The organism is Pedobacter westerhofensis (genome assembly GCF_900182595.1).
Classification (GTDB): Bacteria; Bacteroidota; Bacteroidia; order Sphingobacteriales; family Sphingobacteriaceae; genus Pedobacter; species Pedobacter westerhofensis.
The window spans coordinates 137,109-159,096 of record NZ_FXTN01000007.1; the positions used below are offsets into that span (position 1 = coordinate 137,109).

The window sequence follows — 21,988 nt, forward strand, 5'->3', positions numbered from 1 at the left end:
CGTCAAGATACGTTATCCAATACTTCCTGCAGCTTTCTGGCAAAGGATTTGTCATATGGCGACAGGAGCATGGTTTTGTGATCTCCCGGCACATCATATACCTCTACCCCCTTAAGGGCATATTTTTGCCATCCCAGGTATTTATAGTCCTCTACAAAGTAAACATTGTCTGTTGCCCTGAATAAATGGATCTTCTCATCGAAAGGGGCAAGTTTATAAGCCTGGTAGGCAATTTCGTATTTTTCATCAATTCTGCGCATGATCTCATATATCGCGCCCTGGCGCTGCTCCGGGGCTTTGTTGATCCCGAGTATCGCATTCACTTTTTTCGACAGGAGGTAACCCTGATAACTCAGCGTTTTGCCCGGATTTCTCATCATTGATTTAATTATCCACCAAAATTTGGGTAATTGTTTTTTTATTTTTTCCACGTAGACGTCCATGCCGTTGCCATGGAAATCAAGATTTTTTGCATTGGTGTCAAAAATCGCCAGCAGTTTGATCTCACGGCCCATCAGCCTCAGCTGCCTGGCCATTTCGATAACCACATACCCTCCAAAAGAATAGCCCGCCAGTGCATACGGCCCCGTTGGATTTTGGGCCAGGATGCTGTCGATATAGTACCTGGCAATATCTTCCATATTGTCCATCGGTTCTTCCACACCATCCAGTCCCTGCGCCTGTATCCCGAATACAGGCTGTTCTGTGTCTACATGCAGTCCGATTCCACTGAAATTCAGTACGTTATAACCACCGCCATGCACGATATAGATAGGTGTTTTTGATCCCGATGGTTTGATTGGCACTAATGACGTATACGTAGTTGGCCTGTTTTGCCCGTCGAAAAGCCTGGCCAGCGTTCTGATTGTTGGGTATTCAAACAGCGTAGCAAGGGGCAGGCCATGACTGTTGGCCTTTTCAATCTGGATCATAAACTGGATCGCAATAAGTGAATGGCCTCCCAGCTCAAAGAAGTTATCGTCGATGCCGATATCTTTGACATTGAGCAGCTCTTCCCATATTTTCACAATCTCTTTTTCCGTTTCTGTTTGCGGGGCAGTATAGGTACTCTGATTACCGGAATGCAGCTGATCTGGTGCCGGCAATGCCTGCTTATCGATTTTGCCGCTGCTGGTCCGCGGAAAATCCTTCAGCCATACAAATACCGAAGGAATCATGTATACCGGTAAGCGGTGCTGTATTTCTGTTCTTACATAACTGGTATCTTCCTGCCCGTTATTTGCGGAGATATAAGCCACGAGTCTTTTCTGACCATTGTGGTCTTCTCTTGCCGTAACCACAGCCTGCGCTATTCCGGGAACACGGTTGAGCATCACTTCAATCTCACCGATCTCAATACGGTATCCCCTGATTTTTACCTGATCGTCGTTGCGGCCGATAAATTCAATATTGCCGTCACTGAGGATCCTGGCGAGATCTCCGGTACGGTAAATACGTGTCTGGCTGCCGTTCTGCAAGCTCAGCTGTACAAACTTCTGATTTGTGAGCTCCGGTTTGTTCAGGTATCCCGAGGCCAGGCTGGCACCGGCAATGCACAATTCCCCGATTTCCCCTTCGCTGAGGATTTCCAGGCTGTCATCGGTAATATAGATATCTGTATTGGCTATTGGTTTTCCGATATTGGGCAGGCCCGGCCAGCGCGATGAGTTCCCGCTCAGTTTAAGTTGTGTAACCACATGACATTCTGTTGGACCGTACTGATTGTACAATACGCAGCCCGGAATGGCTTTGAAAAAGTTTTCCACCTGTGGGGTGATTTTTAGCTGTTCCCCGGCGGTCATTACCTCCTGAAGCGCAGACGGAAAGGTTCCTATGCTTACGGCTGTTTCTGCCAGAAACTGAAGGGCAACAAAAGGGAGATAGATCCTGTTGATCTTATTGCGCTCTATCTTTGCCAGCAGGTTATCAGGATTGAGCCGCATCACATCATCAATCAGGATCAGCAAGCCACCGCTAGTGAGCGTGGCAAAAATCTCCTGAAAAGATACATCAAATGTTAAGGGGGCAAATTGCAATGTTTTACTTTCGGCCGTAGCTATAGAATTGGTGTTTTGCCATAATATCAGGTTTACCAGCGCGCGCTGGGTAAGATATACGCCCTTTGGTTTTCCGGTAGAGCCCGAAGTGTACAATACATAGGCATTTGAGTTCTCAAAAGGCAGTGGCTGCTCAGGCAGGCTGTAGGTACGGTCAAAATCAATAGTTTCCAGCTCCAGTTTATTAAAGAACTTGTTTTCTACCGCACTGGCGATGCAGAACTTAAGATTCGAATCATCGATGATCTGGTTTAGCCTGTCTTCGGGGTAGGTAGGATCCAGCGGCAGATAGGCTTTGCCTGCTTTCAGGATAGCTATCACTGCCACCACCATGTTTAGCCCGCGGGTGGTGCTGATGCCGATGATCTCTTCGTCAGGCGCATGGTGTAAAATTGCCCTGCTCAGGTTATCTGCCCTGATATTCAGGTTGCTGTAACTGATAGATTCATCTTTGAAACTAATCGCCGGCCTATCTTTAAAACGCTGCGCGGCATTTTCAAACATTTGCTGAATGGTTACATCACCAAGTTCTGTTCTTTCACCGGCAGTGCTCGTCTCCTTTCTTTTGGAGACTTTTGTAGTTCTTTTAAATACAGATTGCCTCAGATAGTCTGCAGAACCCGGTACCAGCAGGTCGCTGATCTTGTTTCCGGGATTGGCAACCATAAATTTGAGCATCTGCTCATATCCATCCATCATCATCCGGATCGCCTGCTCGTCAAACAGCTGAGTATTGAAAGACCATTCCAGTGTTAAAGCCTTTTCTGAACCGCTGGCATTGATAAAGAGTTCAAAACTTTCGTATTCCCTGGGATTGCTGATGAGCTGATAATCCAGCCCTTCAAAGGAAACACCATCATCCAGCCCCATGTCTACGTTAAACACTACTGGGACCAGGGGTATCCGGGAGGGGTCTCTTGCCACCTTCAGTTTGCGCAATAGATTTCCCCAGGTGATCTGCTGATGATCAAAGGCATCCAATATCGCGGGTTTCCTGACTTTGAGATACTCTTTGAAACTAAAATTTTTATTGGGGCGGCTTCTGAGCGGCAGCAGGTTGACGCAATGCCCTACCAGGTTATAATTTCCGGTAATAGATTGTCCGGATGCCGGTAAGCCTACCACGATATCCTTCTGACCGGTAATCAGGTGCAGGAAAAGCTCAAATGAGGATAGCAGGGTAAGCACCAGGCTTGATCCCTCTGCCTTGCCTGTGGCTTTTAAATCATTTACCAGCGTATTATCAAGTTTAAAATCTAATCTTTTGCTTTTAAATGTCCTTGTTGCCGGACGTGGGTTGCTGGTAGGTACATCCAGCACCGGGATTTCGTTATGATATTGATTTAACCAGTATTCTTCTATGGCCTGGCGTTCTTTGCTGCCTGCAAATTCAAGCTGTTCCCTTGCAAAATCCGTTAGTGATTTGGCTTCGGGCAGCTGTGGCTGGCGATGCGCAGCAAATGCAGAGTAAAACTTGCTCAGGTCCTGTAAAAGGATCCCGAGCGACCAGCCGTCACAAATGATGTGGTGACCGGTAAATGTAAAGTGATATTCTTTTTCCGAGAGCTGCTGAATGCCCGCCTTGAAGAGGGGGCCGTTCAGCAGATCAAATAAATACAAAGCGTCGCCCAGTACATATTCTCTTAACGACTTTTCCTGTTCCTCAGGGCTTTGTGCGGAGAGATCTGTATAAGTAAGATAGTCCTTTACATTATCGTAAACGATAATTGTAGCGCCATCCTGACTAAAGGAAGATCTCAGCGCTTCATGCCTGAGCACCAGGCTTTCAAGCGCTTTCTTTAAAAAGCCGACATTAATTTCGCCTTTAATCCTGAGGGATACCGATTCGTTGTATCCCCTGATTGCATCCTGACCGCCGAGCATACAGGATGTCCAGATTTCCTTTTGTGGTTCTGTAGCCGGGGCCATATTGATCACTTCACCGGAGGCAAAAGGATCAAAATCGACCTTTTTGTATATTATCGTATTTTTACGCTCTGTCATTTGTTAAATCTTTGACTCTACCTGAAGGTATTTGCTGGGGTTCTCCGGGTCTGCTATAAACCATGCCGGGTTGCCGGCCTGATCTCTGCCCAGTTTGGCGCCTTCTACAGGAGGAGCCTCAATCCCTTCAGTTTTTTTTGCAGTTAGAGGTTCAGTCAGAGGAATTAAGTCTACGCTTATCAGTTCAATAATACTTTCCCTGAACTTCGCCGCAATCAGTTCAATTTCATCCATGGTATGCGCCTCTGTAAGGAAACATGGAAAACCGTCCCAGATATGGATGCCCTTTTCACGCATGAGCGTAAATAACAGCTCACTGTACGGGTATTCTTCTTTAAACTTGATTTTCCACAGGGAGCCGAAATAAGCGGCATACATGGGCAGATGAAACTCTTCCATTGTACTGTTCAATAAGCCGGCCAGATAAGTGGTATGCTGATTTAATGTAGCCTGCAATGCTGTTCCTTTTTCCTTCATATAAAGAAGGGAAGCCCTTCCCGCGGCCAGCGCCAGCGGGTGCCTCACAAAAGTTCCGGCGAAATAGGTTACACCAATCTCAGGGAAGGAATCGTCTCCGTACTTCCAGAACCCTCCATCGAGGGCATCCATAAATTGTTTTTTTCCAGCGATGGCACCCACAGGCATGCCGCCCCCAATCACTTTTCCGTAGGTGCCCAGATCGGCCTGGATACCAAACATCGCCTGTGTGCCTCCCTGGTGTGCACGGAATCCGGTGATCACCTCATCGAATATCAGTACAGTTTCAGACTGCAGGGTGATTTCCCTTACTTCCTTTAAGAAATCTACCGGCTGGAACTCTGGCCTTCTGCTTTGCACAGGTTCAACCAGTACTGCAGCAAGTTCATGTGCCCTTTCCCTGATGATCTCTAAACTTTCATCAGTACCGTAATCCAGGATCAGCATATTTTGTACAGCCTCGGGCAATATGCCGGGTGCTGCGGGGAAGCTTTTCAATTTTTTTGTTCCCCTGATAATCACTTCATCATTGATGCCGTGATAAGAACCTGAGAAAGCTACAATCATTGAACGGCCGGTTACTGTACGTGCAATCCTCATTGCTCCCAGAACAGCTTCAGACCCGGTATTGCACAATGCGGCACGGTCAAAGCCTGTGAATTCACAAATGAGTGCGCTCAGTTCTCCGGCCAGCTCATGCTGAGGGCCAATTTCATATCCTTTTTCTACCTGGTCCAGTACCGCGGCTTTAAGCGCAGGATGCTGGTAGCCCAGTAAATTGGAACCAAATCCATTGAGGGCATCTATGTATTCATTTCCATCGATATCCCACAGGTGACTGCCCAGGGATTTGTTGGTTACAATGGAGTAAACAATTTCTTTGGTATAGGGCTTAAATCCTGATACAACCCTTGGATCGGCCATATGCGCCCGGTTCTTTTGGGCAAAAGCCTTACTTGCGGCAGTTTTCTGATTATAGCGCAGGGTTAACTGATCAAGGAATTCCTTTTGGGCAGGGGCCAGCGATGTCGCCTGCTTTTCTATGCGTGCAACAGCACCAAATGGTTTTTTTATTTCTGCGAGTTCTTCTGCTGAGATGCCTGATAAAGACAGGTCCTGTGCTGCTGAATTAGGCGATGAAAATGAAGGTGCAACTTTTACGGGTGAGGGAGCAGCGCTTTCAGCGTAATTTATTCCTGCGTTGATGTCCGGACTGGCTTGTGGCGTACCCTGCATTAATTCTACCTGCCTGGAAAGCAGTTGCAGCTGCTGGGCAATCAGGCCAAGGGCAGAGTCTGACGGCGTAAAGCTGGCCGCAGGCTGCGGCGCGTAATTCTGCACAGGCGCAGCCGCTGTGCGCACAGCTGATTTTTCTGCAGGCAGGCTTTGGTCTACAAATGCAGCAAGCGTATCTATCGTAGAGTATTCCTCATTCAGCTGTCTGAAGGTTATGGGCAGTGCAAATTCCTTTTTGAAAATAAGAGCCACCTGTGTTAGGAGCAATGAATCCAGCCCGATCTCAATAAAGCTCATTTCGGGGGTAACACCATCCATTTCAATTCCTGAGGCATTTTCCAGGATGTCTTTTATTTTTTCTGTTAAAGTATCTTTCCTCATCGCAGTATATGATTCTGTTATCGGTTGGTTAAGCGTATATGGTAGTTGTTTTGGTTCTGCCCAAAATCTTTTCCTGTTGTAACTGTAGGTAGGGAGATCAATGCGCCGTCTTTTTTGCCCCTGGTAAAAGGACTTCCATTCAGGGCTCAGGCCCAGTTGCCATACTTTTCCCAGTGCTGTTAAAATTGATTCGGTGGCGCCTGCACTTTCCTTCTTGTCAAGACTCGCAACTGCATTGAAATTAGTCCTGCTGCCATGCTGCCAGGCCAGGGTAGTACAGGTATTGCCCGGCCCGCACTCAATCAGCAGCGGGTTATCCAGTTTCAGTACGGTGTCTATCGCAGGAGAGAAGAGCACTGTTTTTCTGAGGTGGCTGGTCCAGTATGCCGGGTCCTGTGCTTCTGCGTCTGTAAGGAAATCACCTGTTACGGTAGAAACAATTGGCTTTTGCGGCCTGTTTAATTTGATTTCCCCAACCACCGCTGCGAACTCGTTCAGTACAGGGTCCATCATCCATGAATGAAAAGCGTGGCTGGTGAGCAGTTTTTTATGAAGGACCTGTTTTTCGTCCAGCTTTTCCTGAAAAGCATTGATATCTAGATCTGTCCCGGCAACTACACATAATTTGGGACTGTTTACCGCTGCAAGAGATAAGGTTGAAGGGAGGATGTTTTCGATACTGCTGAAAGCTGCGCGAACGCTGAGCATGCTTCCTCCGGGAAGCTTGCTCACCAAGTCTCCGCGGGTTGCAATCAGCTTTAGTCCGTCTTTGAGCGAGAACACCCCGGCCAGATGTGCAGCTACATATTCACCGATGCTATGCCCGCAAAGGATCGAGGGCTGTATGCCCCAGCTGATCCATAATTTTGCAACTGCGTAGGAAACTACAAAAAGTGCAGGCTGTGTATATTTTGTATTGCTGATATCGGCCTCTGCCTGCGGGCTGTTGTCAGTATAGATCAGTTCACGGATATCCCTACCAATATATTCAGTAAGAATAACTGCACATTCATCAATGGCCGTCCTGAAGATTTCTTCGTTACGGTAAAGTTCGGCACCCATATTCAGGTACTGTGCGCCCTGTCCGGGAAACAGGAAGACCGTTTCTCCCGGCAGGCTTGTGAGGGGTTCAACCGCAGCACTGGGCTGGGCCAGTGAGGCCTCCAGTTCCTGTTTGTTCCCTGCAATGATAAAGCTGCGGTGGTTGAAGTTTTCCCTGGTAGTCTGTAAAGTATATGCAATATCCGCGAGATTAATTTCCGGATTGGCATCAATATTATTTTTTATTAAGGATTTATAGTTCTGCAGGCTTTCAGGAGATTTGGCAGAAAAGCTGAAAATCTGTTTTGTTCTTCCCTGATCCGTATTTACCGGTTCAGGGTGTGCGTACTCTTCCATCACTACATGGACATTGGTACCACCAACACCAAAGGAGCTGATTCCCGCCCGCCTTACACCTTCACTGTCCCAGGGTTTCAGTTTTTGATTCACATAGAACGGCGAAGAACCAAAATCAATATTGGGATTGGGCCTGTCAAAATTGATGGATGGCGGGATCTCCTGATGATATAATGCAAGCGTAGTTTTAATGAGACCTGCCACACCTGCAGCAGCTGTCATATGCCCCATGTTGCTCTTAATTGAGCCAATCGCGCAATACTGCTGCGCAGACTGTTCACCAAATGCCTGTTTAAGCCCTTCAATCTCGATGGGGTCTCCAAGGGGAGTTCCCGTACCATGTGCTTCAATATATGAAATTGTTGCAGGATCAATATCTGCATCACTGATTGCCATTGCAATTGCTGCGGCCTGTCCGTCGGTGCTCGGTGCAGTAAAACTGCCTTTGTTGCTGCCGTCGTTATTTACGCCTGTCCCTCTGATCACTCCATAAATGGTATCGCCGTCCCGCTCTGCTGCCGCGAGCGTTTTCAGCAGGACTACCCCGGCACCATCACTGAAAACAGTTCCGGTAGAACTTTCGTCAAATGAGCGGCAGTGCCCGTCTTTGCTCAGCATGGCACCTTCCTGATAGATATGGCCGCTTTTGATCGGGGAAGTCACGCTTGCCCCGCCCGCTATTGCTACGTCGCACTGATTTTTGCGCAGGCTCTCCACTGCCTGCGACACCGCAAGGAGCGAGGTTGAACAGGCAGAAAAAACACTTACTGCAGGCCCTTTCAGGTCCAGTTCATAGGCTGTTCTCGACGAGATATAATCTTTTTCATTCACCGTCATCACCTGGAAATTTCCTACCTGGCTGATAAGAGCCGCGTTCCCTGCAACGTTGTGCTGGTAATAGCTGTTATTTCCTGATCCGGCAAACACGCCGATAAGCCCGTCATATACCGAAGGCAGATGGCCTGACTTCTCCAGTACATCCCTGCTGATTTCAAGGAAAATGCGCTGCTGGGGGTCCATTACTTCTGCCAGTTTGGGATTAATGCCAAAAAATAAAGGATCAAATAACTCTGCATCCTCAATAATGCCCCTGGCGCCAACATAGTCCGGATCATTTTTCAGTTCTTCAGGTATGGAGCTGTCCAGTTCTTCTCTGGTAAAAAATGTAGTAGTTTCCTTTCCGCTGCGCAGTACTTCCCACAGTTCATCAATAGTTTTGGCACCCGGAAAGCGCCCGGCCATGCCGATCACTGCTACAGGCTGGGATGAATCGGAAGATAATTTTCTTTTTAATACTTTACCGGAAGAGTCCGCGTTCAGATGATTTAAAATCTGACTGATACTTGGAAACTGATAAAGTTTCGTAATGGGCAGTTCAATATGGTGCTGCGAGCGTAAAAGAGAAACCGTTTTCAGTGCCAGCAGTGAATTACCGCCCAGCTCAAAAAAGTTATCATTGATACCTACAGTATCCAGTTCAAGTACGGTTGCCCATGCGGCAGCAATTTTCTTTTCGCCGGCTGTTCTTGGTACTGTGTACAGCACGGATAATTCCGGGCGTTTGCGCTCAGGCAATGGAAGTGCTTTTTTATCTACCTTGCCACTGCTGGTTTTTGGCAGGTCTTCCATCCAGATAAAGGAGGAGGGAATCATGTAATCCGGGAGCTGCTCTTCCAGGTATTTTCTTACCTGGCTTGTATTTTCGGGACCATTTCCGGCAACAAGGTATGCCAGCAGCCTGCTCTGTCCGCTCAGATCATTTTTAGCAATAACAATGGCCTGTTTCACACCTTCTATCGCATTGAGCAGCACTTCGATTTCTCCCAGTTCAATTCTGTAGCCCCTGATCTTTACCTGGTCGTCCCTTCTTCCCAGGAAATCAATGCTGCCATCGGGAAGGATTGCCGCCAGGTCACCTGTGAGGTATATTCTTGTGGCTGTTCCCTCTACGCTAATCCAGACAAATTTTTCTGCTGTGAGTTCAGGCCTGTTGAGGTAACCTTCAGCAAGCCCAAGTCCGGCGATGGCCAGCTCTCCGGTTTCCCCATCCGGCAGCAGGTTTTTATTTTGATCAATGATATAGATCTGAGTATTTGCAATTGGTGTTCCAATGTTTGGAAGTAATGGCCAGCTTTCAGCTGTTCCGCGGAGTTCCAGCTGTGTAACCACATGGCATTCTGTTGGGCCATACTGGTTGTAAAGGGCACAGTGGTCCAGGCCCTTAAAAAACTCTTTTACCTGCGGAGTAATCTTGAGCTGCTCACCGGCAGTCATGATTTCTTTCAGGCTCTGCGGAAACTGTTGTGTACTGCTTGCAGCCTCGGCCAGGAACTGAAGTGCCACAAAAGGCAAAAATATGCGGTCTATCCTGGTTTCGGTGATATATTTTAACAGGTTGACCGGGTCCAGCCGCAGGTCGTCGCCCACCAGTACCAGTGTTGCCCCTGTAGTCAGCGTGGCAAAGATCTCCTGGAACGAAACGTCAAAGCTAAGCGGGGCAAACTGCAGTGTCCTGCTGTCAGGCCCTGCAACAGAATGCTGATGCTGCCACAAAATTAAATTAGACATTGCCTTCTGCGTCATATATACCCCTTTGGGGATGCCTGTTGAGCCAGACGTATATAAGACATAGATATTTTGGTTCTGCTTTACCGCAGGTATATGAATTGCCTGTGCCGGACGAGACAAGCTTGCATGGCCCTTTAAGCCAAGGCCCGTAAAAAATGATTCATCGGCTGCAGTTGAGATACAGGTTTTGATGCCGGAATCTGCAACGATCTGCTGAAGCCTTTGCACAGGATAAGCGGGATCCAGCGGCAGATAAGCTTTTCCTGCTGCCAGGACAGCCAGCACAGCAACGATCATGTCTATGGAGCGACTGGTACTCACACCAATCAGCTCTTCGCCGGATGCTGAGACGGTAATTCTGCTGCCTAAGCTCTGCACTTTCTCCAGCAACGATTCATAAGTCAGCTGTTCGCCCTCAAAAGATACCGCAATATGTTTCGGGAAACTTTTTGCAGTATCTTCAAAAAGGGTGTATACCAGTGGAATGTGAGCTGTGCCGCTAAAAATATGCTTAGTTCCGTTCTTCATTTAACTCCAATTTTTTTAACTGATCGTAGACTTCTTTTTTAACGAACAGGCGTTTGAGCGCAACGGTAGAATGTACCAGGACATACCCCGCTTTTCTCAGTTTGTCACAGCTGTTTTTGATCCTGAAATGGAACGCCTTATCTTTTGTGTTATAAATCTCATCAAATTCTACCAGTATAGCCCTTACATCCAGCTGGTCCTCAACGATTGAGTCTATTACTTTATACTCCGCGCCTTCAATTTCGATCTTTAGTAAATCGATATGAGAATGGCCCAGCTGTTTCATTAAATTGCCCAAACGGTCTACCGGAGCTTCAATAAAACTTTTGGAATCTGTAAACAGATAAGCAGAGTGCGAAGAATAATTCTCCCTTTCAGGGTCGTAGAACTTCAGGATTTCCTTTTTGTCCCAGAGCCCGATGGTGATAAACTCAATTTCATTAAATTGTTTCGGGCCGATATGATAGACGTAAGGGTTGAGTGTTTTGTCGAGCGTTAACGGTGTCCCTTTATTTACATATGCTTTTACTTCATCAAAATGATTAATTCCGTAAGGCGAAGGATCAAAAATATATACTCTGGAATCAAATTTCATTTTAAGCTCAGTATCAAATGATATGTCTTCACCTGCGCCAACGCAATAAACGATGGATTCTGAATTGAGAAAATGATCAGGTACGAGATACCCGCACCTTTCCGAACCATAGTAGCTGAGGTTCTGCAGTGGTTTTACATTTGACTGAGGGTGTATACCCAGCATTTTTTTTATGAGTTGCGTCGCCATTTACTGATATTGTTGTAATTATCCTTTTGGTTTTATATTGCTCATTTCTCTCTCTATAATTTAAGAAAAATAAATGAATTTTTTTTGTCTAAAATGAGTTTTCAGGTCTAAAATACACATTCTCCCAAAATTCCATAAGGGCATTTGACATTAATCAAAATCATCCCGGTGTGCATAATATAAAATTTTCCAGACCTGCATTGTATATGTTTAAAACAGTTCGTTATCATTATCAGAATTTCCTTTTTGCTGTTTTATTTTGTTTGAATATTTATTTGTTCAGTCAAATATAAAATGAGTTTCGGCAAACAAAACCTGCATTATTTTATTATGTATCTTATTATTTTACACAATTATATTCAATACTTTTGGGATTAATAAAAAACAGGTGCTAACCCGGTAGAAATTTCCTTATGGAAAAAGATGAAATTGTCATTCACGAAATATTGGTAGCAGCCAAATCCCTTTTCGGGAAATTTGGGCTGAAAAAGACCACTATAGATGATATCTCTGCTGCATCAGGAAAAGGAAAAAATACGCTTTACAGTTATTTTCCTGGAAAGAATGAAATATTTGAAGCCGTTGTTAAAGATGAAATGCAAACGGTGATCAAAAATCTGCAGGAAGCAGTTGATGCTGCCTCTTCTGCGAAAAGCAAACTAAAAGCTTTTTTGAGTAAGCAGAGTGCCGCTATCCTTGAATTGCGCAGCCTGTACAAGGTGTTGTTCGAAGATATGATTGAATCCCGCAAGATGCTGATGCCGCTGCGGCTGAAATACGAAAATACGCAGATTGAGATGATCGCTGAGATTATCAGGGGAGGTATCGCATCTGATGAATTTAAACACATGTCTGATACGCATATCCATAAATTAGCTCTCATACTGATTATTGCTTTCCGCGGATTACATTTTCCCCTTACAATTAATCCTCCTGAAATACAACCCCATGAGTATTTTGATGCGCTGGTAGACATGCTCATTGAAGGAATTGGGAATTAATGAATTAAACCGCCATATTTATATGATGAACTACCTCGAGGTGTTAGATCAGGTGAGGGCGCATGTAGCCAGCCTTTTCCACGCTAAAAAAGATGATAAACTAATTTACCATAACCTTCTCCACACAGAACAGGTAGTTAAATCTGTAGTGAAAATTGCCAATCATTATCAGTTGTCTGATCATGATTTTTTTGTGGTAAACGCCGCAGCATGGTTTCATGATATCGGGTATCTCACTAGCTTTGAACACCATGAGGCAAGGGGCGCAGAGTCTGCCAGGCAGTTCCTGAATGTCAGGGGAGCAGAACCTGAAGTAACCGAAATGGTAGTCAACTGTATCCTGGCCACTAAAATGCCGCAGCATCCGGTAGGCCTGCTGGAACAGATTATTTGTGATGCAGACCTCTTCCATCTTGGGGGCGATAACTTTAAGGACAGAAACAAACTGATGCGCAGGGAAGCTGAAGCCTGCTGGGGAAAAGATATTGATAAAAATGACTGGAGATTAAAAACGATCTCACTGTTTGAATCCCACCATTATCATACCGAGTACTGCCAGGACCTTTTAAGTGCTAAAAAACAATTAAACCTGCAGGAACTGAAAGATAAATCAGTTAAAGAAGCTGAGAAAGAGGATAAAAAAGCAGTTAAGCAGCACGAAAAGGAAGATAAGCAGCATCAAAAGGAAGAGAAGCAGCTTGAAAAGGAAAAAAAACATCGCTCAAAAGAAGATGATAACGATAACAGCGAGCTGCAGGTTTACGGCAGTGCTGAAAATCTGAATGACGCTAAGGAAATTATGAAAAAGGAAGACAAGGAAGTAAAAAAGAAAAAAAGCGACCGTCCTGACAAAGGTATCGAAACCATGTTCAGGATCACTTCGGGAAATAACCAGCGGTTAAGCGATATGGCGGACAACAAGGCACATATCATGATCTCTACAAATTCTATTATTCTATCAGTTATCCTGAGTATACTTTTGCGGAAGCTCGAAGATAACCCGCACCTGATTATCCCTACACTGATACTGCTGATCATTTGTGTGGTCACTATGGTGTTCTCCATTCTGGCTACAAGGCCATCGGTTCCTGAAGGTACTTTTACTGCAGAAGATATTCAGCAGAAGAAAGTAAACCTTTTATTCTTTGGTAACTTTTATCGTATGGACCTGCCGGAATATGTAGCAGGGATGGAGAAGATGATGGAAGACCGTGAATTTTTATATGGCACACTGATCAAGGACGTTTATTCTCAGGGAGTTGTACTTGGCCGTAAATATCGCTTGCTGAGAATTGCCTATAATGTGTTCATGTTTGGGATCATCGGTTCGGTTCTTGCTTTTGTAATTGCTGCAGCCTGGGTTGCACTTTAATATTGCTATGGAAGAATATACGTTCTACAACCGCGACCTGAGCTGGCTCAGTTTCAATGAAAGGGTTTTGATGGAAGCTGAAAATGCGAACGTCCCGCTGCTGGAACGGATCAGGTTTTTGTCTATCTATTCTTCCAACCTTGATGAATTCTACAGGGTAAGAATGCCTGTTCTGATGGCTATTGATAATTTTGACGACAGAACAGGGTTATACAATCCCTATTACAAGGCGCAGTTCCTGATTAACCAGCAACAGGAGCGCTTTGGGCACCTGCTGGCCAATTACCTGCTGCCCGCACTAAAAGAAGAAAACATTCACTGGCTATACAATGAAGATCTGCCCGAATCTGTTCAGGAGCAGGTGGCGGGTATTTTTTTTAACGAAGTACTGGCCTATATCAGGCTGTTTTCTGTGGAGAAAGACGATGATGGTTTTTTTGCAGAAAACAACAAACTGTATCAGGCGATCATGCTTAGTGACGGGGCCGGTACAGAGCGCCTGGAACTGATCACCGTTCCCTCTGATGTATTGCCCAGGCTTTTTGCACTGAATACATCAGGCAGCAAGTATGTTGTTTTTCTGGATGATATTATCAAAAATAACCTGGCTTATCTTTTTCCCGGAGAAATGATAACAGGGGTCTACAATATTAAAATTACCAGGAACGCTGAGCTGAACCTCCATGATGAGATCGACGAGGATATTACAGCGGCCCTGGAGAAAGAACTAAAGAAACGCGACCTGGGTTTTGCAACACGTTTCCTCTGCCAGCCCGGTATTCCGCTGCGGCATTTGTACAGGATTATATATACGCTGGACCTGGAAAAGGCATCCATCGTACAGGGTGGATTTTACCATAATATGAAGGACCTGAATGGCTTTCCCCTGCAGGACCCGCATTTAAGCTATAGCAAATGGCCGTCGCAGCAGATGCTGTTCCTAAAAAAGCAGGAAACATTGTTTGACCTCATCCTGCAGCAAGACCTGATGGTTCACGTCCCTTACCAGAATTATGACCCCATCCTCAGGTTTTTCAACGAGGCGGCAAATGATACTTTTGTGGAGGAAATCTCTGTTACCCTGTACCGTGTAGCGGATAATTCGCGCATTGTAAACGCACTGATCACAGCGGCTAAAAATGGCAAGAGAGTATCTGTTATGGTAGAACTTAAAGCACGTTTTGATGAGGCAAATAATATCAAATGGGCTTCCCGGATGAAAGCTGCCGGCGTAAAGCTGATCTATAGCAATGCCGATATGAAGGTGCATGCAAAAGTTGCACTGGTGAAAAGAACGGTACGCAATGAAAGTCATTATATCGGGTTGCTGGCTACGGGTAATTTAAATGAATCAACCGCAAGGTTTTATACCGATCATATTCTCATGACCGCCAACCAGGAGATGCTGCTGGAGCTGCAGCTGCTGTTTGGCTTTCTGCGCAAAAAGAAAAAGAAGCCCCAGCTGGAAGATGCCATTAACTTTGAACATCTGCTGGTTGCACAGTTTAATCTGCAGCAGAAATTTATCAGCCTGATCGACCGCGAAATTGCCCATGCAAAACAGGGACTTCCTGCGGAGATGATCATCAAGATGAATAACCTGGAGGAGAAGGTACTGATCTCTAAATTGTATGAAGCTTCAAATGCCGGGGTAAAGATCGAAATGATTATCCGGAGTGTCTGCTGCCTGATTCCGGGCATTGCCGGACAAAGCGAAAACATTACGGTGAAGCGGATAGTTGACAGATATCTGGAACATGGACGGATATTTGTGTTTCATAATAACGGCGATAAAGAAGTTTTTATGGGATCGGCCGACTGGATGAACCGCAATATCTATGGCAGGATTGAAGTATGTTTTCCTGTTTATGACGATTCCTTAAAGGCTAGATTGCTGGAAATGCTTATTTTGCAGCTGAATGATACTGTTCAGGCAGTTGAGCTCAATGAAGAACTGCAAAATAACTATTTGGCCAAAATGCCGCGTATCAGTTCTCAGCAGGCCATTTATGAACTGCTGAAGGAAACAAGCACCATAGAAACAACGAATGCAATATGACAGGATTTTTTAAGCAATTGATGATATTTAGCCTGCCCCTTGTGCTGTTGACAGCAGTGAGCGGCTGCAAGCCCAAAAAACCTGCTTTTACAAGCCCGGCAGGATATGATCTGAACAATCCGGAGAAATTCAATATGCCGGAGAGCTTACTGGAAATTTCGGGGATCGCCTTTTATAAGGATAAAAGTGATACTGTGTATTCCATACAGGATGAAGACGGCAGATTGTTCAGACAGAGCTGGATGAACAAAAAGCAAAAACATGCCGTGTTTGGATCTAAGGGAGACTATGAGGACCTTGCTATCCTGAATGAGACGATCATTGTACTGGAAAGCGATGGCACATTGTATGTTTTCCCTTTTGCCGAAGCTGTACAGGAGGAAATAAGCGATATCAAAATTTACAAAGATTTACTTCCAAAAGGGGAGTATGAAAGCATCTACGCCAATAACCAGACCAACCAGGTTTATCTGCTTTGCAAAAACTGTAAGGGCGATAAAAAAGACAAAGCGATGTCCGGCTCTATTTTTACATACAATACGGCAAAAAAAGAACTGATCCCGTCGGGTGATTTCTCAATGGACCTCTCAGAAATGATCGAGAAGGAAGAGATCCTTAAAACGGGTCTAAAGGCTTCGGCATTGACAAGGGACCCTCATTCCGGGGAATGGTATATCCTCTCTTCGGTAAACAAAGTATTGGTGGTGGCCACGCCAGACTGGAAGGTGAAAAGTGTGCATCGTCTCAATTCTTCTGTTTTTAATCAACCAGAAGGTTTGGCTTTTGATAACCAGATGAATTTATATATATCCAATGAGGGCGATGAGCTTTCTGCCGGTAATATTCTGAAGTTTAAACATAAATAAACCTTAAAAGATGCAGGCAATAATCTTAGACTTGAATAAATCCATTTGCGGTACCGGGGAGGCAATTGGAACTGATATTCAGTTTTCATTGCGGCCTTTTATGGATTTCCTTGCCGAAAAACAACGTGAGGAAAAAACAGCGAAAGTTAATTTTTACAATTATCTGCTGGAACAGTTCTCGGTTTACCCTGAATTGCAGCTGCCGGTTCCGGCAAATGAAACTTCCAGGTACAATCACTTATACGAGTTGATATACACGGCTTTGTCACCGATCATCAATGAAGAGGCTGAACAACTTTGGGCCCTTGGCCGGCCTGTATCGCCCTGCTTTTATTATGGTACAGATGCTTTTTATTCAGTTCTGCTGGGTAAAGACGGCCATGTGAAGCAAAACATTGCGCTGCCCAGCAAAGAAGCCATGGAAAAAAGTAAGCTCAGGAACTTTTATAATCTGATCCTCAAGCGCTTTTATAATTTCAGCCTCGGGGGACAGCAGGACACGATAAAATCGATAGTAGACCAGGACACGCACCTGCTCACCTACTACCGGATGAACATCGACTCCCGCTTTATGGAAATTACCGTTAAGGGCGATCTGCCTGAACTGTCGCTGGACCGAATTAAGGAATACATGGAGGATGAAAGCACGAGCATTGAATTGCTCAGCAAGCTGATTCCGCCGGAAATATTCAGGGTTGAAGGGATCTCTGTTGTCAGTCTAACTGATGTTACAGCAGAATATGCTCTGGAAGCTATAAAAAACACGATTATTGAGCACAATCAATGCCTTGAAGGATGGAATAATTCAATCATTGTCAACGCACTAAAATCGCTTGTAGGGACGCCTGCAATAGAATTCAGCCTGCTGCCCTACATGAAGCTGAACAAAAAGACACTCTTATACAGCCACGAAGGCTTTGAAAGTGTGATCATCAAGCAGGCAAAGCTGAACGGCCTGCCCGAGGATGAGTATACTGTACTGGCCGATGGCTTTATTGCACATCCCCGCCGGCTGATTTTTACCGACGTGAGCAACATCAACTCCGAGGAATTTCCTTTATTGAAACTGATCGGCGATACCGGGATCCATTCCTACGGGCTCTTTCCTCTGTATTATAATGCAAAGCTGGTGGGCTGCCTGGAAGTATATACCCATGATCCGCTTGCATTTAATGGCAGCATCCTCACTAATATTGAAGCTGCATTCCCTTTGCTTGCCCAACTGTACCAAAATATCATAGTCGACTTTAATAACGAGATTACTGCGATCATCACCGATAAGTTTACGGCCCTGCAGCGGTCGGTACAATGGCGCTTTATACAGGTGGCATATGATTATATGAAATCTGGCGGAGTTGAAAAAAACCTGCCGATAGACCCGGTTTATTTTGAGGATGTACATCCCTTTTATGGGGCAGTGGATATCAGAAACTCGAGCATTGAACGGAATCTAATGATCAGAAGGGATCTCTATGCCCATTTTGAAGTGCTAGAAGTGACGCTTGATCATCTGAAGGCAAAAATACCGAAAGACCTTACCGATGATTTTCCGCAACAGAAATCTGCCTGGAACCACAAGACTTTTGATGAAATGTCTGATCGGGAGATCATGAAAACTGACGATTATCTGCAGCGCCAGCTTCCGTCTTACTTTAATATGCTGGTTGAAGAACATCCGGAAGCACGGGAGCTGATCGACGAGTATTTTACGCTGACGCAGCCCGGCGGTAAGATTTTTGAGAACAGGGACAATTACGAACTGAGTATGCAGATGATCAACCATGCGCTAAACCGCCACCTGGATGAGTTTAATGCAGAACTGCAGGAGCTGTATCCCTGCTATTTCGAGAAATTCAGGACTGACGGGGTAGAGTTTGACATTTACCTGGGCCAGTCGATCACTCCGGATATCAAGTTTAATCATCAGTTCCTGACGGATTTCCGCTACAGACAGCTCAGGGCAATTGCAGAAATTGCACAGGTGACCGGAAACCTAACGCCGCACCTGCCGATCCCTCTGGAAACAACTCAGTTGATTTTTGTATATGATAAGCTGATTGATATCGGTTTTCGCCTGGATGAACAAAGATTTGATGTGGAAGGCAGCTATAACATCAGGTATCAGATGGTGAAAAAAAGAATAGACAAAGCACATGTCAGGGAAAGCACAGAACGCCTCACCCAGCCTGGCAAAATTGCGATTGTTTATTTTAACAATACCGAAGCCCAGGAATATTTGGGCTATATTCATCGGCTGCAGGAAATTAACCTGCTTACCAGTCTCGTAGAATATATCGATGTGGAAGAATTGCAGGGCGTTGAAGGATTAAAGGCATTACGGGTTGAGGTGGCGATGAACAACACAGCTTAATAAAATTATACATGGTTTCCAGGAAGAATAAAATTAGTTTATTGGCGATGGCCTTTTATACAGGCTTGCCTTGTATGGCTGTAGCCCAGCAGTATCAGACAAGGGACTCTATCACGATAGCTATTTCTCCTGTTTATGATTCTGTAAGTAAAGCACACCGCTTCTTTTTTGGAGAAAGCTACCGTAAACTCTGGGCAACGCCTGTGAGATTGAGGATCATTGATCTGCAAAAGGAAAAGGGCGGAATGAAAATCTTAAAGCTTGGTGGTGGCAATCAGACGCGATCGCTGCAGTTGCAGGATGCCGCCGGACATGAATGGGCACTCAGGACCGTACAAAAATATCCGGAGAGGGGCCTGCCCGAAAACCTCAGGGCTACGATTGCCAAAGATATTGTACAGGACCAGATCGCTACAAACCATCCTTTTGGATCACTGATCGTGCCTCCGCTCGCCGATCTGCTGAATATTCCGCATGCCCACCCCGAAATTGTATATGTGGGCGATGATCCGGGGCTGAAGGAATACAGAAAGGACTTCGCAAATGCTGTTTACCTGATTGAAGAACGCTCACCGATAGGTTTTGAGGAAAGTGACAATACACTAAAGGTGGAACGCAAGCTGGAAGAAGATAATGACCACCAGGCAGACCAGAAGCTGCTGCTGCGGGCAAGGCTGCTGGATTTTATTATTGGCGACTGGGACCGGCATGAAGATAACTGGCGCTGGCTGAAAGAAGAAGATAAAAAAGGAGATAAAATTTACATCCCGGTACCCAAAGACCGGGATAAGGTATTTTACAGTACCTCGGGCCTCCTGCCCTGGGTACTTTCACACCAATGGCTGAAAGCTAACCTCCAGCCATATCAGGAGGAGATCAGGGCCATAGATCAGTATAACTTTAACCAGCAAAACTTTGACCGCTATTTTCTGAATGCTTTGTCGGAAAAAGATTGGAAGGAAGAGGTGAAATATGTACAGGAAAAGATCACGGCTGCAGCGCTGAGACAGGCTATGGCAAAAATTCCTGCCAATATTTTTACGATAGGAGGGGAAAGGACGCTCAGTATCATGATTGCCAGAAGGGACCATCTGGAAAAGACTGCGCTGGACTATTACCGCTTTTTGTCGACAACTGTTGAGGTTAGAGCGTCGGACAAAAGGGAATATTTTGAGATCAAACATCAGAAGGACGGAGATATAGAACTGACAATACGTAACCTTAAAAAGGATGGCGGACAGGGCAGGAAACTTTACCACCGTACTTTTGATCATACGCTGACGAAGGAGATCCGCCTGTACGGTATGGCTGGTGAAGATGTGTTCGATGTGACGGGCAAAACTAAATCGCCTGTTAAGGTAAGGATGATTGGCGGGGATGATAAGGATACATTTAAGCTGAACCCAGATCTGAAGGGTGGAGTGAATACCTATGTATACGACCGCCTGGATGAGGAAAATGATCTGCCGCCCGCCTCGCTTGCAAAACTGCGTTTATCCACAGATACTGCGGTGAACAAACATAAATTCAATTATATCTATGACCAGTTTGGCCCTTTATTCCATCTGAATTATAGTGTGGACCGCGGTATCCAGCCGGGTATTGGGCTGATCCTGCAGAAACAGGGTTTCAGAAAATATCCCTATGCCTCCAAACAGGAGTTCTGGGTGGATTACTCAACAGGAAGAAAAGCCTTTATTTTAAGCTATAACGGAGATTTTAAGAAGGTGATTGGCGACTATAATTTCAGGGTAAATGCGCAGCTGCTGGGTCCGCATAACCTCAGTAACTTCTTCGGCCTCGGCAATGAAACGGCTTTTGTGCAGGATGATAAGGATGATCAGAACGAGGAAGAAGGAAAAGACCGGGGAATTTCGTATTACAGGAACCGCTATGATTACCTAACGGCCGATTTCCAGCTGTACAAAAAGTTGAATAAATGGACGGTAGGGGCGGGTATAACGACTGAGTATTATACGAGCAGCCGCAGTGCAAATGACGAAAGGTTCCTGAAAGATTTTGATCTGAGCAACCCTGAAGAATCTGTATTCGCTGATCAGTCGTACGCAGGTCTGGTTACCGAAATCAACTATGATTCAAGGGACAATATTGCGATACCCAAAAAAGGGCTATACTGGAATACCAGGATTTCGGGCAGTCAGCAGCTCAATGGCGACCACGACCGTTATGGCAAAGTACAATCTGAATTCCGCGCGTATTTTAACCCGGGCAACAGTGGCTTTGTAATTGCCAACCGTGTGGGCGGGGGGACGACCTTTGGTAATCCTGAATATTTCCAGCTCATGCAGCTTGGGGGGGTGCATAACCTGAGAGGCTATCATACTAACCGTTTTACAGGCAGGACAATGGCTTACGAAAGCCTTGACCTGAGGCTGAAGCTGTTCGATTTCACGTCTTATGTGGTGCCGGGGTCATTCGGATTGCTTGGGTTTAATGATGTTGGCAGGGTGTGGTATCCGGGACAATCTTCTGATAAGTGGCATTATGGTTATGGAGGGGGTATTTATGTTGTGCCTGCTGATCTGATCCTGATCCAGGCAGCAGTGGGGATTTCTAAGGAAAGTACAATGCCGTATATTTCTGTAGGGTTTAACTTTTAAATACGCGGATTACTATTGTTGAGATGTTTCTTAACAAAAAAATGGTGTGCTGTATTCCGGCTGCATAATTTTGCTGCGCAAAAAGACGCTAGGCCGTCATACAGCACACCATTTTTTTTGAAGACGATCTAAGGAATCATCTAACCAATGTGCTAAAACCAGTGTACTAAACCAGTGTACTAAACCAGTGTACTAAACCAGTGTACTAGACCACTGTGCTATACCAGTGTGCTAAACCCTTATGCTAGACCACTGTGCTAGACCA

The 21,988-nt window shown here is 45.4% G+C and carries 9 protein-coding genes; 6 read left to right on the plus strand and 3 right to left on the minus strand.

What is annotated here, in order from left to right:
• Positions 1-2 precede the first annotated feature (2 nt).
• From FN831_RS14785 to FN831_RS14795, 3 genes are read right to left on the minus strand one after another with little or no spacing between them, the layout of a single operon-like run.
• On the minus strand, positions 3-4,061 hold the full coding sequence (locus FN831_RS14785) for a non-ribosomal peptide synthetase (RefSeq protein ID WP_142528962.1): 4,059 nt from the start codon (positions 4,059-4,061) through the stop codon (positions 3-5).
• A 3-nt stretch (positions 4,062-4,064) separates the two neighbouring features.
• Entirely contained in the window at positions 4,065-10,649 is a 6,585-nt protein-coding gene (locus FN831_RS14790) for a polyketide synthase (protein WP_142528963.1), read from the minus strand.
• Positions 10,633-11,433, minus strand: a complete 801-nt coding sequence (locus tag FN831_RS14795) for an FkbM family methyltransferase (RefSeq protein WP_142528964.1) — start codon at positions 11,431-11,433, stop codon at positions 10,633-10,635. Before FN831_RS14795 ends, FN831_RS14790 begins: the two co-directional genes overlap by 17 nt.
• A gap of 413 nt (positions 11,434-11,846) precedes the next feature.
• On the opposite strand from FN831_RS14795, the gene FN831_RS14800 reads away from it, so the two are divergent.
• The 6 genes from FN831_RS14800 to FN831_RS14825 are packed head-to-tail and all read left to right on the plus strand — an operon-like array spanning position 11,847 to position 21,723.
• Positions 11,847-12,434 carry a TetR/AcrR family transcriptional regulator gene (locus tag FN831_RS14800; protein ID WP_142528965.1) on the plus strand — a complete coding sequence of 196 codons (588 nt, stop codon included), beginning with the start codon at positions 11,847-11,849 and terminating at the stop codon, positions 12,432-12,434.
• A gap of 25 nt (positions 12,435-12,459) precedes the next feature.
• Positions 12,460-13,806: a Pycsar system effector family protein gene (locus FN831_RS28140; protein WP_142529155.1), complete on the plus strand. Its 1,347-nt coding sequence runs from the start codon at positions 12,460-12,462 to the stop codon at positions 13,804-13,806.
• A gap of 7 nt (positions 13,807-13,813) precedes the next feature.
• On the plus strand, positions 13,814-15,865 hold the full coding sequence (ppk1, locus tag FN831_RS14810) for a polyphosphate kinase 1 (protein WP_142528966.1): 2,052 nt from the start codon (positions 13,814-13,816) through the stop codon (positions 15,863-15,865).
• Positions 15,862-16,731, plus strand: coding sequence for an SdiA-regulated domain-containing protein (locus FN831_RS14815; RefSeq protein WP_246101542.1), 870 nt, complete (start codon positions 15,862-15,864; stop codon positions 16,729-16,731). The genes ppk1 and FN831_RS14815 overlap by 4 nt, the downstream gene beginning before the upstream one ends.
• 10 nt (positions 16,732-16,741) lie before the next feature.
• A complete protein-coding gene (locus FN831_RS14820) occupies positions 16,742-19,102 on the plus strand; it encodes a GAF domain-containing protein (RefSeq protein ID WP_142528967.1) in 2,361 nt (786 codons plus the stop codon).
• 47 nt (positions 19,103-19,149) lie between these two features.
• Positions 19,150-21,723, plus strand: a complete 2,574-nt coding sequence (locus FN831_RS14825; RefSeq protein WP_246101543.1) for a BamA/TamA family outer membrane protein — start codon at positions 19,150-19,152, stop codon at positions 21,721-21,723.
• Positions 21,724-21,988 lie beyond the last annotated feature (265 nt).